The sequence below is a fragment of the Roseobacter sp. SK209-2-6 genome (assembly GCF_000169455.1).
In the GTDB taxonomy this organism is placed as follows: domain Bacteria; phylum Pseudomonadota; class Alphaproteobacteria; order Rhodobacterales; family Rhodobacteraceae; genus Pseudophaeobacter.
Window position 1 is genome coordinate 33,625 of sequence record NZ_AAYC01000003.1, and the last position, 13,764, is coordinate 47,388.

The window sequence follows — 13,764 nt, forward strand, 5'->3', positions numbered from 1 at the left end:
CCAAGTTGCCGTGCAGATCACGCGGAACAGCCGAAAGATGCAAGAGGAGATGCGGTGGTTTCGTGCGATGAGGCGCCGCGTCGCGATCAGTGCAGCGCCCCTTTCCTGTCTAGTAGCAGGCCAGTTTAGGGTGGAACCAGCGCTCAGGCATCGGCAAACTCGACCCGGCGCGCCTCCTCATAATGGTCAAAGCCCGTCTCGAACCAGGCAGTGCCGCGGGTGGCGCTGGCAAGTGTGTGGCAAAGCTCATCCTGGGCCGCCTGCGGCAGGAGCGTTTCGAAAACATCCCAGCCCGCAGCACCCTCTTCCGCCGAAAACCCCAGGATCTGCCCTTTCATGCCGCTCACCATGGGCACCAGCCCACCGGTAAAGATCGCCGGCACATGGATGGAGACCTTCATAATTGGTTGCAGCAGCACCAGCCCGGCCTCCTGCAGGGCTTCGCGCAGGGCGTTCTTACCGGCGGTGCGGAAAGCAAAATCAGAACTGTCCACCGCATGATGTTTACCGTCCTTCAGATTGACCGCGATATCCACCACCTGATGCCCGTTCAGCCCCTCTGACAGGGCATCCTTCACTCCAGCTTCGACTGAGGGGATATAGTTTTTGGGTACCGCACCGCCCTTGACCGTATCGCTGAACTGAAAGCCACTGCCACGCGGCAAGGGGTGCACTTCGATCACCACATCGGCAAATTGCCCAGCGCCGCCGGATTGCTTGCGATGGCGGTAGCGGATTTCCACCGGCTTAGTGACGGTTTCGCACAGTGAGGGCGGTACCTTCTCTCCTGCGGCTTCGATACCGAACTCATCGTGCAGAGTTGCCATCACCCGCCGCAGATGCAGCGGCCCCTGCAGATGCAACAGCGCGTGACCTGATGCCTCGTCTTGCCCAATCTGCAGCGCCGGGTCGATCTCCGTCAGGCGCTCCAGCGCAGTGGAGAGCCGCGCATCATCCCGCTCATGCCGTGGTGTCACCACCCGTCGGTAGGTCGAAGGCCGGGGCTGGGCCCAGTCCGGAAGGGTTTCGCTGCCATCAGCCATGTAGCAATAGCCCAGCTTCAGATGGTCCGATTTGACCGCCTGCCCCATATCACCAGCAGCCAAGCCGCCGCCGTTTGCGGTACTGCCAACCCCGGTCAGGCTGCCAAGGGTATCCCCAGCAACAGGCACGCCATTGCCCAGACCACCCGCCATCGAACGCAGGAGCACTGTCTTGCCGATGTGTTTCACCTGATCCGCTAGGCAGCCGACTGCGACCACCTCTCCAACTTCGCTCAAACGCTCCCGCGCAGCGGAGACCTCCGGCGCCTCATGGCGCAGGCATTTCATCAGCCGCAGGATGCCATTGCTATGCTCGGCTGATCCCATCAAGGTTGGGATCAGATCATTGTGCTGCAGCACCCGGGTTGCAATCTCATAGGCTTCCTCCGGCAGGACCTGCTGGTCTTCGATTAGCTCTTCCAGGAGGTGATCATCAAAATCCGCCAGGGCTTCCAGCATTTCGGTGCGGGCTTCCTGTTCGCGGTTCTGCATCCCTTGCGGCAGCTCGATCAGCGCCGAGGGCTGGCCCTCGATGTACTTCCAGGCCCGCTCCGAGATCAGATCCACCGCGCCGACAACCTGATCCTTCTCGCGGATCGGCACCTGGCGCAGAATGATATTGTGATTGGCATAGGTCTGCAGCGCCGAGACGATATCCGCCACCCGGTCTGCTGCCTGATCCATCCTGTTCACAAAGATAAAGGAGGGGATCCCTGCCTCTTCCAGTTTTCGCAGATAGGGTGCTGCCAGAACCGCCGCCTCTGCTTCGGCGGGAACACAGAGCACTGCCGCATCGCTGGCCGCCAACGCCGGCCCCGCCTGAGCCAGGTTTTCAGCCCCGCCCGCAATATCGATTGCGGCCCAGTCCTCACCCATAAAAGAAAACGGCTGCATCGCTGCAACCGCTGCCGTCTCCCGCCGTTTTCCCGCCGCCCCTTCGAGGCCTGCCAGCGCCCTGACAAGGGTCGTTTTGCCGGACTGCGACGGTCCGAGAATAGTGAATACGCGCATGTCTTCGATCCTCCTTCAGCTGAATGGCTGCTCGCAGAAGGATGCGGCTTGCGGATGCAAGTCGTAGTGCTTGTCTGAATGGCGCCCTGCCTCAAAGGCGCAGGTCATGACCGGTCAAAGGGTATAGCCACAGAAGGACTCACCCGGTTTCAGGGCCGGTGCGAGATTGATCATCACCAGCCTAGGCTTTCTCTGTCAAGGCAAAGCCCCTATGCCTATGCTGCAACTGCGTCAAACTGGCACTGAAACCCCCTCTCGACCACCGGTTTGGCTCAAATACCCTATATCCCGTTGACTCTGACACCTGTTCGGCGTAACGCAACTCCAACATCCGGAAGATCTGAGTCTTCCGGTCCCTGACCTGTCAGGGATCGCCCCCCACCAGCGTGTTACGCCCGTGGGGGCAATTCTGTTTGGATTGCCCTCTCGACGCATGCACAACGGGTCAAGGGCATTTGCGCATGGGCGCCCCCTTCACTAGATAGGGAGCGTCAGAACTGAAATCGGCGTAGGAGGCCGCGGGCATGTTTGAAAATCTATCCGAACGGCTTTCCGGGGTCTTTGACCGGCTGACCAAACAGGGTGCGCTGTCGGAGGAAGACGTCAAAACCGCTCTGCGCGAAGTGCGCGTCGCCCTCTTGGAGGCCGATGTTTCGCTGCCGGTTGCCCGCGACTTTGTCAAAAAGGTTCAGGAACAGGCCACCGGTCAGGCAGTCACCAAATCGGTGACCCCGGGCCAGCAGGTGGTCAAGATTGTTCACGACGCGCTGGTTGAAGTACTGCGCGGCGACGAAGATCTGGGCACCCTCAAAGTGGACAACCCGCCCGCGCCGATCCTGATGGTCGGCCTGCAGGGCTCAGGTAAGACCACAACCACAGGCAAGCTGGCCAAACGCCTGAAAGAGAAAGAGGGCAAACGCGTCCTCATGGCCTCGCTCGACGTTTACCGCCCCGCTGCGATGGACCAGCTGAAGGTTCTCGGCACCCAGATTGGCGTTGATACCCTGCCCATCGTACCTGGCCAGAAACCTGTCGACATCGCCAAACGCGCCAAGCAGCAGGCGACCCTCGGCGGCTATGACGTCTATATGCTCGACACAGCGGGCCGCTTGCATATCGACGAAACCCTGATGCAAGAGGTCGAGGACGTCCGCAATGTGGTCTCCCCGCGTGAGACACTGCTGGTGGTCGATGGGTTGACCGGTCAGGTTGCGGTTGAGGTTGCGGAAGAATTCGACGCCAAGATCGGCATCTCAGGCGTGGTCCTCACCCGGATGGATGGTGACGGGCGCGGTGGTGCGGCGCTGTCAATGCGCGCGGTCACCGGCAAGCCGATCCGCTTTGTCGGCCTTGGCGAAAAGATGGATGCCATCGAGACCTTCGAACCGGAGCGTATCGCTGGGCGCATCCTGGGCATGGGCGATATCGTTGCCCTGGTCGAGAAGGCCCAGGAAACCATCGAGGCCGAGCAGGCCGAAAAGATGATGAAGCGCATGATGAAGGGTCATTTCAATATGAATGACCTGAAGATGCAGCTTCAGCAAATGCAGCAGATGGGCGGCATGGAGGGCATGATGTCGATGATGCCCGGCATGGGGAAAATGGCCAAGCAGGTGCAGGACGCCGGCATGGATGACAAAGTCATCACCCGCCAGATCGCCATGATCCAGTCCATGACCAAGAAAGAGCGCGCCAACCCGGCCCTGCTGCAGGCCTCGCGCAAGAAACGCATCGCCGCCGGTTCCGGCATGCAGGTCTCTGACCTCAACAAGCTTCTGAAAATGCACCGGCAGATGTCGGACATGATGAAGAAGATGGGCAAGATGGGCAAAGGCAAGATGCTGAAACAGGCGCTCGGCGGCATGTTCGGCAAAGGCGGCGGCATGCCCGATATGGCGGGCATGGATCCCGGTCAGATGGACCCAAAAGCGCTGGAAGCGGCCGCCAAGGCGCTTGGCGGCAAGGGCGGAATGCCCGGCGGCTTGCCCGGTCTCGGCGGTATGGGTGGCATGGGCCTGCCCGGTGGCCTTTCCGGTTTCGGGAAGAAGAAGTAACGAGATGAGTTTCTCTGTCCCCACACTTCAGACATCGCGGCTGATGATGCGCGCCCCAACGCTCGAGGATTTCGACGCGTTGTGCGCCTTCTATGCTTCCCCGCGTGCTGAATTTGTGGGTGGACAGATGGAGCCGGAACAGGTCTGGCGCCACCTCGCAGTTGAGATCGGCCACTGGCAGATGCTGGGCTACGGGCGCTGGACCCTGGTGGAACGCGAAAGCGGCAAAGCTGCGGGGATCATTGGCCTATGGAACCCGGCAGGCTGGCCAGAGCCGGAAATCGGTTGGGACCTGTTCGAGGGCTTTGGCGGCAAAGGCTACGCCACCGAAGCGGCGACTGCCGCACGCACACACGCTTATGGCGTCCTGGGCTGGAAAACCGCGATCAGCCTTGTCGCACCAGAGAACCATGCCTCGCGCAAAGTAGCGCAACGCCTGGGCGCCAAACGTGACGGCAACTTCAACCATGACCGCTTTGGCACAGTCGAAGTCTGGCGCCACATCGGTGCGGATGACCTGAACGAAGGCGGAATGGAGGCCTACGCATGATGGCGATGCCTCTTCCGATTCCGGTGCTGGAAACTGAGCGTCTGGTGCTGCGCGGTCCCCAGATTGAAGATCTGAAGCCGATGTCGGCTTTCTTTGAAACGGAGCGCAGCCAGTATGTAGGCGGGCCCCGTGATGCCATGGGAACCTGGCAATCCATGGTCGCGCGCATTGGCCATTGGTCGCTCAATGGCTATGGGCTCTGGCATATCGAGGAAAAACCCAGCGGCGCCTTTATTGGCTGGGCCGGCATGATCTTTGCCCCCGCCTGGGATGAGCCGGAGCTGGGCTGGACCCTGCTGGAAGGGGCCGAGGGCAAGGGCTATGCCTTTGAAGCTGCCACAACGGCCCGCGCCTATGCTGCGCGCCATCAGAAACAGAACGGCGTGATCAGCTATATTGCCCCGGCCAATAGCCGCTCGCAGGCATTGGCCCAAAGGCTCGGCGCGGTGTTCGAGCGTGACGGCAAACTCCTGGGCAAACCCTGCCAGGTTTGGCGCCACCCGGTCCTGGAGGGCACGGCATGAGCCTGAGTATTCCCGTGATCGAAACCCGGCGCCTGGTACTGCGCGGCCCCGAAGCCGAGGATTACCCGGACTTCAAGGCGACCTTTGCCTCTTACCGCTCCCGCTTCATGGGCGGGCCCTTGAACGCCTATGAGGCCTGGATGCTCTATGCCGCTGAGATCGGCCATTGGCAGGTCAATGGTTTTGGCATGTGGATGATCCACGACAAGGTGACGGATGAGACCTATGGCATGGCAGGCGGCTGGATGCCCGCTGGCTGGCCCGAGCGCGAGATCGCCTGGATCATCTGGCCGGATGCCGCCGGGCATGGCTACGCCTTGGAAGCGACCAATGCCGCCCGTGCCTATTTCTATGAGAGCTGCGGTTGGGAGACCGCCGTCAGCTATATCGACCCGAAAAACCTGGACTCGATCCGCCTGGCCGAACGGCTGGGTGCGTTAAAGGACCGGGAGGCTGCCACCATTGATGGCAATGACGCCGTCTACCGCCATCCCAGCCCCGGGGCCCTCAAGGGCAGTCAGCTGGCCCATGGCATCGAGATGGAAATCAGCCACTACGCCGACCCTCTGTTCAAACCAAAAGGATGGGCCATTGACTGACAGCATAAATACCTCCGGCACAGCCGAAGATGTGGTCGCACGCGCCGCGGAGCTCCTGAAAGGGCACCGTGAAAGCATCGACCGGCTTGATGCCATCCTTGTTTACACCCTGGGGGAGCGCTTCAAGCATACCCAGGCCGTTGGGCGCCTGAAGGCAGAGCATGACCTGCCGCCTTCGGACCCGACCCGCGAAGCCAAGCAGATTGCACGGCTTGAGAATCTGGCGGAACGGGCCGACCTGGACCCCGATTTCGCCAAGGCTTTCCTGAATTTCATCATTCAGGAAGTCATCAGACACCACAAGAAACACCAGGAATAACAGGGACCTCCCTGTAAACGCCATCAAAGGAGAACAAACCCATGGCTATCAAAATCCGTCTGGCCCGTGGCGGCTCTAAAAAGCGCCCTTTCTACCGCATCGTTGCTGCTGACAGCCGCATGCCACGTGATGGCCGCTTCATCGAGAAGCTCGGCACCTACAACCCGCTGCTGCCCAAAGACAGCGAAGAGCGCGTGAAAATGGATCTGGAGCGCGTTCAGTACTGGCTGGGCGAAGGCGCACAGGTCACCGACCGTGTTGCCCGCATGCTGGAAGCTGCCGGCGTTCGCGAAAAGGCCGAGCGCAACAACCCCAAGAAGGGCACCCCTGGCAAGAAAGCTCAGGAGCGCGCAGAAGAAAAAGCAGCCAAGGCTGCTGAAGCTGCCGAAGCCGAGTAATCGGATATGGACGCGCGGGACCAGCCGCAGGCTGAGCCTCAGAAGGGGCAGAAGGAAGACCTCCCAAAGGGAGCTTTTCCGGAAGAGTTCCGCGCCCAGCTTGATCTTCTCATGCGGTTGCGGCGTGATGTGCGCCGCTTCCGCCGGGATCCGGTGGATGAGGCAGTGCTCGCGCGTTGCCTCTCTGCCATCCAGCTGGCCCCTTCTGTGGGCTTGAGCGAACCCTGGCGCATCCTGCGCATCGACAGTGATGCCGCACGCGATGCCGCCCTGAAGAATTTCCAGACAGCCAATGCCGAAGCCCTGGCCGGCTATTCCGGCGAGCAGGCCAGCCTTTATGCCGGGCTGAAGCTCTCTGGCATGCAGGAAGCCCCAGTACAGCTGGCGATCTACTGCGATGACGAGACCAACCAGGGCCACGGGTTGGGCGCGGCGACCATGCCGGAAATGCGGCGCTATTCGGTAGTCACGGCCATCACACTCTTCTGGCTTGCCCTGCGTGGTGAAGGCCTGGGGCTCGGCTGGGTCTCGGTCCTGGATCCAGACCAGTTGAGCCGGGATTTGCAGGCCCCTGAAGGCTGGCAACTGATTGGGTATTTCTGTATTGGCTGGCCCGAGAAGACTTCAGAAACACCGGAACTGGAACTCAAAGGTTGGGAAAGCCGCCAGGCAGATCTCCCAATTGAGACCAGGTAAACCCAATGGGCCGCCTGATCCGCCTTGTGTTTTTTACCGGGATCGCCTTTATCTCAGGCATTCTGTTTGAGCGCAGCCATCAAAAGGACCTATGCGCAAAATCCGGCGGGCAATGGATCCGCGGCGGGTTCTGTGCCGGAGAGTGAAGCCATGAGTGAACTGATTTGCGTTGGGGCCATCGCAGGATCCTATGGGGTGCGCGGAGAGGTGCGGCTCAAGAGTTTTTGCGCAGTCCCCGAAGAGATCGAGGCCTATTCGCCGCTCTCTAGCGAAGATGGCAGCCAGAGCTATTCTCTGACGCTCACCCGCGCAATCAAGGGCGGATTTTCCGGATACTTGGGCGGTGTGGAGACCAAGGAACAGGCCGATGCAATCAAAGGCCTGAAACTCTTTGCGCCGCGTGATCGCCTACCCAGCCTACCCAGTGATGAGTATTACTATGCCGATCTGGTCGGCATGGAAGTCTATGACACTGGCGGCGTCTTGCTTGGAACCGTGAAATCGGTCCAAAACCACGGCGCCAGCGATCTGTTGGAATTGCAGGGCGAGGCGATCAAAGGCACAGCACTTTTGCCCTTTACTATGGCTGCAGTCCCCACGGTGGACTTGGAACAGGGCCGTATCATCGCCGACCCACCCGAAGGCCTATTCTAAGACTGCAAGATCCATCCTCTCACCGAATGTGAGCGGCGCAAAGGACAGCCACGTGACCCAAGACCCCAAAGCTTCCCCTTCAAAATCACATGGGCGCAAGGCCATTCGCCCCACTTTGAAGCCGCGCGAGCTGATTACTCCAACACCGGACCTGGCTGGCGTATGGAAAGCCAAGGTTCTGACGCTTTTTCCAAGCGCTTTTCCGGGTGTGTTGGGCGAAAGCCTGACCGGCAAGGCCCTGCAGGAAGGGTTGTGGCAGCTGGAAGCAATTGATCTTCGCCAGTTTGGGCTGACCAAACATCGAAATGTGGATGACACCCCCGCAGGCGGCGGTGCCGGAATGGTGCTGCGCCCGGATGTGTTGGGCAGCGCGATTGAGCATGCCATGGTCGATACCACCGCGCCGCAGGGGGGCAACTGGCCTTTGATCTATCTTTCACCGCGTGGGCGCCGGATGGATCAGGCCATGATGCAGAACCTGGCCCGCTGCGACGGCATGACCCTTCTTTGTGGCCGCTTCGAGGGCGTCGATGAGCGGGTTCTGCAGCACTACAATATCCAGGAAGTCTCCCTTGGGGATTTTGTCATGACCGGCGGCGAACTGGCGGCACAGGCCCTGATCGATGGCACCGTGCGCCTGATCCCGGGCGTCCTAGGCAACCAGGCCTCAACCGAGGAAGAAAGCTTCTCTTCCGGCCTGCTTGAGCATCCGCAATACACCCGCCCCGCCGAGTGGAAGGGCCGCAAAATCCCCGAGGTTCTGATGTCCGGCCACCATGGGAAAATCGCCGAATGGCGCCAGGAGATGAGCGAAGAGATCACCAAGGCGCGGCGTCCCGACCTGTGGGAAGCCTACCAGCGCAAGCGGGACAACAAAGACTGAGGATCTTGCTCAGAGCTCGGCCCACGGTCGGCGGTGATTTTCTGCAAGTACCTTTCCTGAACTGAAAACATTGCCGTGAACGGCCTGTCATGCTTTAGTTTGTGCATCACCAACTGAAAACATGGGAGCGCAGAAAGTGGCAGGGAAGTTCGAACTTTATCAAGACAAGGCGGGTGAATACCGGTTTCGTCTGAAAGCAGGCAATGGCGAGAACATTCTGGCGAGCGAGGGCTACAAGCAGAAAAGCAGCGCTGAGAACGGTATTGAATCCGTGCGCAAGAATGCTTCGGAAGATAAGCGCTATGAGCGCAAGGAAACCTCTTCGGGCAAGCATATGTTCAACCTGAAAGCCGGCAATGGCCAGGTGATCGGCACCTCGCAGAGCTATACCAGTGCATCTGGGCGCGACAACGGCATCGAATCCGTGATGCGCAATGCGCCAGAGGCCAAGCTCGACGATCAGACCGCTTGATCAAATCGCACAATTGGCGAAGCCAAATGGCCCTCGATGAAAATGTCGGGGGCTTTTCTGTTTCAGTGGCCGCAAGTAACTGAAAGCACCAATGGCAAAGGGCACATTGAAATGACGCCTCGTAAGAGGCGACAGTCACCGCTCCCATCTGCATCATATGCGCAAAACTTTGGGGAGATGGTGCAAGATGCTGCGACTGATCAAACGCGTTCTGGCGGGGCTGGCTGTCGCCCTACTCACCCTCGTCACGGTGATAGGTTTCAATACGCTTCGCTACACACCAGAACACGTCAGCGAAGACGCCCCCGTCTTTGAACTGGGGGCAGATCTTGAAGCAGCCACCTCCAACCTTTCGCAAGCTGTGAAGTTTAAAACCATTTCAACGGAGATGACGCATCCGGATTTCGAGGATTTCCTAGAATTCCTACAAAAAACCTACCCTGCGGTGCATACGACTATGGCGCGCGAGGTACTGGCCCGCAAGACGCCGCTGTACAAATGGCAGGGCAGCGACCCAAGCCAGGCACCGATCCTTCTGGCAGCACATTATGATGTAGTGCCCATCGCTCCGGGTTCACATGATCTTTGGGAGTATGAGCCCTTTTCCGGCGTCGTTGCGGATGGGTTTGTCTGGGGACGCGGCACTTTGGACGATAAGGGGGCTGCGATTGCGCTCCTCACCGCAGCGGAGCACATGATCCAGCAGGGTTTCACGCCCAAGCGTACAATTTATTTCGCCTTTGGCGGCGATGAGGAGGTTGGCGGCTTGGGCGCAATTGCCGTGACCCTGCACCTTAAAGAACAAGGTGTGGAACTGGATTGGATGCTGGACGAGGGCTCTTTTGTGCTCGACAAGATCATTCCGGGTCTGGAGCAGCCGGTGGCAAGCATCAACCTTTCGGAAAAAGGCATTCTGACGCTGGAGCTGGTGGCCAAAGCGGAAGGCGGCCACTCCTCGATGCCGCCGCGCACGACCGCCGTGGGGCGCATCTCTCAAGCAGTTGCACGCCTGCAGGACAAGCCGGTGCCCGGCGGGCTGAACGGCATTTCAGCCGAGTTCTTTGACAGCCTCGGCCAGCACTTCCCTCTGGGCCAACGCGTGGTCTTTGCCAATCAGTGGCTGTTCCGGCCCCTGCTCGAGAAGATCCTCTCTGGCGCGCCCTCGACCGACGCCATGCTGCGGACCACCACGGCCCCTACAATGCTGACCGGATCCAGCAAGGAAAACGTGCTGGCAGCAGAGGCCTCGGCTAAGATCAATTTCCGCATCCACCCACGCGACAGCATCAAAGACATCGTCGAGCATGTGCGCCGCACCATCGATGACCCCAAGGTCGAGATCCTCTATGACAGCGAACGCGCCACCCCCGCTTCGCCGGTGTCTTCTTCGGAGGCCGAGGGCTATGCGCAGATCAAATCCTCAATTCTGGATGCCTTTGGCCCGCTGGCCACGGTGCCCGGCCTAACCATCGCCGCCACCGATGCCCGCCACTATGGCAAGGCAGCCAAAAATGCCTACCGGATCAACCCTTTCAAGATCACCGGTTCCGACCTGCCCCGCATCCATGGCACCAATGAAAGGCTTTCTATTGAAAACCTGGAACGCGGCATCAATTTCTACGGGGCCCTTCTGCAAAAGCAATGAGCCGGCGGCTCTTGATCGGGCCCGCCATTTGCCGTAAAGCAGCCCTGCTTGGATTCGCTTTTGCGGTCCGAGTCGTTGGGGTGTGCTTAGATAGCGTTTCTGGTCTTCTTCGGCCAGTGCTGCGCAGGCAGGCCCGGACAACAAGGAACGGACGGACTGACCTCTGGCGGGCTGCTACAAGCGGGACCCGGTGAAGACTAAGAGCTCTTGGGACGCGCAAATCTTCGTGGACAAAACCACGAGCAAATTAGGAGATGATCAGATGGACCTGATCGCACAGCTGGAGGCGGAACAAGTTGCCGCCCTGGGGAAAGACATCCCCGACTTCAAAGCCGGTGACACCATCCGTGTTGGCTACAAAGTAACCGAAGGTTCGCGTTCGCGCGTTCAGAACTATGAAGGCGTCTGCATCAGCCGCAAGAATGGTTCTGGCATCGCCGGCTCCTTCACCGTTCGTAAGATTTCTTTTGGCGAAGGCGTGGAGCGTGTGTTCCCGCTGCACTCGACCAATATCGACAGCATCACCGTTGTGCGCCGTGGCCGCGTCCGTCGCGCCAAGCTGTACTACCTGCGCTCGCGCCGTGGTAAGTCCGCACGTATCGCTGAAGATACAACCTACAAAGCCAAAAAAGCCTAAGGAGTGGTATCATGAAAAAAGACACCCATCCCGAATACCACTTTATCGACGTCAAAATGACCGATGGCACCATCCTAAAGATGCGTTCCACCTGGGGCAAAGAAGGTGACACCATGGCGCTGGATATCGATCCAACCGTGCACCCCGCATGGACCGGCGGCAACACCCGCCTGATGGACGCCGGCGGCCGCGTTTCCAAGTTCAAAAAGAAATACGAAGGTCTGGGCTTCTAAGCGCCGCACCTTTGCAGTTTCGAAAATGCCGCCCCTTTCGGGCGGCATTTTTTATTGCCAGGCTAACGTTTCAGAGCACGATCCACTAGGGCGCGGCCACATTCTGCCCTGGAGCTACGCCCCCACACGATCCAGACAAACTTTCGAAAATCGTAACCAATTTGCCCGAAACTCCTGGGAACCAAATTGGGATTCGAAAACATGCCAAATGCGGAATTCAACAAGTCTGCGACATCGATGATAGCAATGCAGGGCGCCAGCAGGGGTTCGAATTTCAAGTTCTCTGACACCCCCCTTAACCTCAATCCTGTTACCCAGGACGAGGTAAACAAGGCGCTGGCTCTTTTCCAATCCGCTAGAGTGAAAGAGGCGTTTGAGCGTGCTCAATTACTATTAAGGCGCGATCCGGACGTGGTCCCACTTCTGGAACTTTCTGGCGCAGCATTGCGCAAGCTTGGCAAACTGCGAGAGGCATATCCCTTCTTCGAACGTAGCCTGCAGATCTCAGGGCCTTCCGCTCATACGCATTTTAATATCGGTGTCCTGCTGTTCGACCTCTGCCGTTATTCCGACGCGGCCCAGCATCTGGCACAGGCTTTAGAATTAGACCCCCAAAACCAGAACATGGCCCAAACGCTGGGCCTCTGCCTGAACGCAATGGGTCGCTATCTGGACACAGTAAACCTCCTCACTCCCTGGCTCAAACCTGGTCAGTCAAAAGGGGCGACACTCAACATTCTGGGGCTGGCCCTCTATCACCTCAATTGCTTTGAAGAAGCCGAATTTTGCTACAATGCGGTCAACGAGCCACCGCAGGAAGTAGCAGAGGCACAATCCCATCTGGGAGTTCTGGCAAAAGCGCAGGGCGATACCCAAAAGGCAAGGCTGCACTACATTAAGGCTCTGGAACTGGCTCCGACATCGGCAACCGCTCACCGCAATCTCGCTGCGGTTACGCAATATGAAGTGGGTCACCCACATCTAGAAGCTCTGAAGATCCTGGCAAAACAACCCGAACAATCCATAGCTAATCAGATCGAGATAGAATTCGCACTGTACAAAGCACATCAAGACATCAAGGATTTTGAGACAGCCTTTACCCACCTCAAGAAGGGAAACCACTTAAAACGGGATCGGATCGGATATTCGATTGAAGCAGATGAAGCCCTGTTTGCTCACCTACGTCAGGTGTTTGACAAACCCGCTCCCGAAGCGCATTCCGCACTCCCCTTTCGCCCGATCTTCATCGTCGGCCTGCCGCGTTCCGGGACAACTCTGACCGAGCAGATCCTCTGTGGCTGTGATGGCGTCACCGGCGCCGGTGAGCTGCAATACGCCACCACTGCGATGGTCCAGCATCTGCAAGAGATGAACCTGTCCGGCGAAAACTCGATGCCTGCCGAGCAAGTGGCTGCTCTGCGCGCTGAGCTGAGCGAGAAGATGATGCTCCATAGCAAGGGAGCACCGGTTCTGATTGACAAGATGCCGCTGAACCTGCGTTGGGTCGGCCCCCTGCTTGCAGCCTTCCCAGAGGCCCGGGTGGTTCACACCACCCGCTCAGCAGCTGACAACTGCTGGTCGCTTTACAAAGTCTGCTTCCAGGGAGACGGCAATGGCTTTGCCTATGATCTGGAAGCCGCTGAGCGGTTCCATTCCCTGTCCATGGAGTTAATGCAGCAGTGGAACGAACTTTACCCGGATCGCATCCATCATCTGGATCATGAAACTCTAACGAAGTCCCCAGAGGAACAAGCACGAGCATTGGTAGAATTCTGCGATCTGGAATGGTCCGAAAACTGCCTGCACCCGGAGCGGCAAACCCAAGCGATCCTGACGGCATCCGCACTCCAGGTCAGGAAGCCGATCTACCGCAAGAAAACTCCGGATTGGACACCATATCAGGCACAGCTCGCTGCCATGAGCGGCCTTTTTCGTACTGAGCTCGAGTGATTTTTTTCACATGAAAGGGCTACATCCGCGCTGCTGAATCTTTTCCTTGGAACGAAGACACTATAGGGTCCGCCCGAAGGCATTCGAGCAATATCC

At 58.8% G+C, this 13,764-nt stretch carries 16 protein-coding genes; 15 read left to right on the forward strand and 1 reads right to left on the reverse strand.

Annotated elements, in window-relative coordinates; all coding sequences use genetic code 11:
* Positions 1-143: 143 nt before the first annotated feature.
* Positions 144-2,054 (reverse strand): elongation factor G, encoded by a 1,911-nt coding sequence (locus RSK20926_RS05860; protein WP_008205057.1) that lies wholly within the window; start codon positions 2,052-2,054, stop codon positions 144-146.
* 524 nt (positions 2,055-2,578) lie between these two features.
* On the opposite strand from RSK20926_RS05860, the gene ffh reads away from it, so the two are divergent.
* From ffh to RSK20926_RS05930, 15 genes are all read left to right on the forward strand, one after another.
* Entirely contained in the window at positions 2,579-4,108 is a 1,530-nt protein-coding gene (gene ffh, locus RSK20926_RS05865; protein ID WP_008205058.1) for a signal recognition particle protein, read from the forward strand.
* Positions 4,109-4,112: 4 nt separating this feature from the next.
* On the forward strand, positions 4,113-4,658 hold the full coding sequence (locus RSK20926_RS05870; RefSeq protein WP_008205061.1) for a GNAT family N-acetyltransferase: 546 nt from the start codon (positions 4,113-4,115) through the stop codon (positions 4,656-4,658).
* On the forward strand, positions 4,655-5,182 hold the full coding sequence (locus RSK20926_RS05875) for a GNAT family N-acetyltransferase (protein ID WP_008205063.1): 528 nt from the start codon (positions 4,655-4,657) through the stop codon (positions 5,180-5,182). Before RSK20926_RS05870 ends, RSK20926_RS05875 begins: the two co-directional genes overlap by 4 nt.
* Complete coding sequence (locus RSK20926_RS05880; RefSeq protein ID WP_008205065.1) at positions 5,179-5,781, forward strand: GNAT family N-acetyltransferase; 603 nt, start codon at positions 5,179-5,181, stop codon at positions 5,779-5,781. Before RSK20926_RS05875 ends, RSK20926_RS05880 begins: the two co-directional genes overlap by 4 nt.
* Entirely contained in the window at positions 5,774-6,100 is a 327-nt protein-coding gene (locus tag RSK20926_RS05885; protein ID WP_008205066.1) for a chorismate mutase, read from the forward strand. Before RSK20926_RS05880 ends, RSK20926_RS05885 begins: the two co-directional genes overlap by 8 nt.
* A gap of 41 nt (positions 6,101-6,141) precedes the next feature.
* Positions 6,142-6,498 carry a 30S ribosomal protein S16 gene (rpsP, locus tag RSK20926_RS05890; protein ID WP_008205068.1) on the forward strand — a complete coding sequence of 119 codons (357 nt, stop codon included), beginning with the start codon at positions 6,142-6,144 and terminating at the stop codon, positions 6,496-6,498.
* A 6-nt stretch (positions 6,499-6,504) separates the two neighbouring features.
* Positions 6,505-7,194, forward strand: a complete 690-nt coding sequence (gene bluB / locus RSK20926_RS05895; RefSeq protein WP_008205069.1) for a 5,6-dimethylbenzimidazole synthase — start codon at positions 6,505-6,507, stop codon at positions 7,192-7,194.
* A 5-nt stretch (positions 7,195-7,199) separates the two neighbouring features.
* Complete coding sequence (locus RSK20926_RS23005) at positions 7,200-7,340, forward strand: hypothetical protein (protein ID WP_008205071.1); 141 nt, start codon at positions 7,200-7,202, stop codon at positions 7,338-7,340.
* 4 nt (positions 7,341-7,344) lie between these two features.
* Positions 7,345-7,848, forward strand: a complete 504-nt coding sequence (rimM, locus tag RSK20926_RS05900) for a ribosome maturation factor RimM (RefSeq protein ID WP_008205073.1) — start codon at positions 7,345-7,347, stop codon at positions 7,846-7,848.
* A gap of 52 nt (positions 7,849-7,900) precedes the next feature.
* Positions 7,901-8,731, forward strand: a complete 831-nt coding sequence (trmD, locus tag RSK20926_RS05905; RefSeq protein ID WP_037254156.1) for a tRNA (guanosine(37)-N1)-methyltransferase TrmD — start codon at positions 7,901-7,903, stop codon at positions 8,729-8,731.
* Between the two features lie 121 nt (positions 8,732-8,852).
* On the forward strand, positions 8,853-9,203 hold the full coding sequence (locus RSK20926_RS05910; RefSeq protein WP_008205077.1) for a YegP family protein: 351 nt from the start codon (positions 8,853-8,855) through the stop codon (positions 9,201-9,203).
* A gap of 187 nt (positions 9,204-9,390) precedes the next feature.
* A complete protein-coding gene (locus tag RSK20926_RS05915) occupies positions 9,391-10,848 on the forward strand; it encodes a M20 family peptidase (protein ID WP_008205079.1) in 1,458 nt (485 codons plus the stop codon).
* A gap of 262 nt (positions 10,849-11,110) precedes the next feature.
* The gene (rplS, locus tag RSK20926_RS05920; protein WP_008561639.1) at positions 11,111-11,485 is read left to right on the forward strand and encodes a 50S ribosomal protein L19; all 375 of its coding nucleotides are present in this window, start codon (positions 11,111-11,113) and stop codon (positions 11,483-11,485) included.
* A gap of 11 nt (positions 11,486-11,496) precedes the next feature.
* Positions 11,497-11,718 (forward strand): 50S ribosomal protein L31, encoded by a 222-nt coding sequence (gene rpmE / locus RSK20926_RS05925; RefSeq protein ID WP_008205082.1) that lies wholly within the window; start codon positions 11,497-11,499, stop codon positions 11,716-11,718.
* Between the two features lie 237 nt (positions 11,719-11,955).
* The gene (locus tag RSK20926_RS05930; protein WP_198136560.1) at positions 11,956-13,668 is read left to right on the forward strand and encodes a tetratricopeptide repeat-containing sulfotransferase family protein; all 1,713 of its coding nucleotides are present in this window, start codon (positions 11,956-11,958) and stop codon (positions 13,666-13,668) included.
* Positions 13,669-13,764 lie beyond the last annotated feature (96 nt).

Excerpts from the sequence above, each read along its gene's own strand:
- RSK20926_RS05860 (WP_008205057.1), bottom strand. The coding sequence starts at position 2,054 with ATGCGCGTATTCACTATTCTCGGACCGTCGCAGTCCGGCAAAACGACC.
- ffh (WP_008205058.1), top strand. The coding sequence starts at position 2,579 with ATGTTTGAAAATCTATCCGAACGGCTTTCCGGGGTCTTTGACCGGCTG.
- RSK20926_RS05870 (WP_008205061.1), top strand. The coding sequence starts at position 4,113 with ATGAGTTTCTCTGTCCCCACACTTCAGACATCGCGGCTGATGATGCGC.
- RSK20926_RS05875 (WP_008205063.1), top strand. The coding sequence starts at position 4,655 with ATGATGGCGATGCCTCTTCCGATTCCGGTGCTGGAAACTGAGCGTCTG.
- RSK20926_RS05880 (WP_008205065.1), top strand. The coding sequence starts at position 5,179 with ATGAGCCTGAGTATTCCCGTGATCGAAACCCGGCGCCTGGTACTGCGC.
- rpsP (WP_008205068.1), top strand. The coding sequence starts at position 6,142 with ATGGCTATCAAAATCCGTCTGGCCCGTGGCGGCTCTAAAAAGCGCCCT.
- bluB (WP_008205069.1), top strand. The coding sequence starts at position 6,505 with ATGGACGCGCGGGACCAGCCGCAGGCTGAGCCTCAGAAGGGGCAGAAG.
- RSK20926_RS23005 (WP_008205071.1), top strand. The coding sequence starts at position 7,200 with ATGGGCCGCCTGATCCGCCTTGTGTTTTTTACCGGGATCGCCTTTATC.
- rimM (WP_008205073.1), top strand. The coding sequence starts at position 7,345 with ATGAGTGAACTGATTTGCGTTGGGGCCATCGCAGGATCCTATGGGGTG.
- RSK20926_RS05910 (WP_008205077.1), top strand. The coding sequence starts at position 8,853 with ATGGGAGCGCAGAAAGTGGCAGGGAAGTTCGAACTTTATCAAGACAAG.
- RSK20926_RS05915 (WP_008205079.1), top strand. The coding sequence starts at position 9,391 with ATGCTGCGACTGATCAAACGCGTTCTGGCGGGGCTGGCTGTCGCCCTA.
- rplS (WP_008561639.1), top strand. The coding sequence starts at position 11,111 with ATGGACCTGATCGCACAGCTGGAGGCGGAACAAGTTGCCGCCCTGGGG.
- rpmE (WP_008205082.1), top strand. The coding sequence starts at position 11,497 with ATGAAAAAAGACACCCATCCCGAATACCACTTTATCGACGTCAAAATG.
- RSK20926_RS05930 (WP_198136560.1), top strand. The coding sequence starts at position 11,956 with ATGATAGCAATGCAGGGCGCCAGCAGGGGTTCGAATTTCAAGTTCTCT.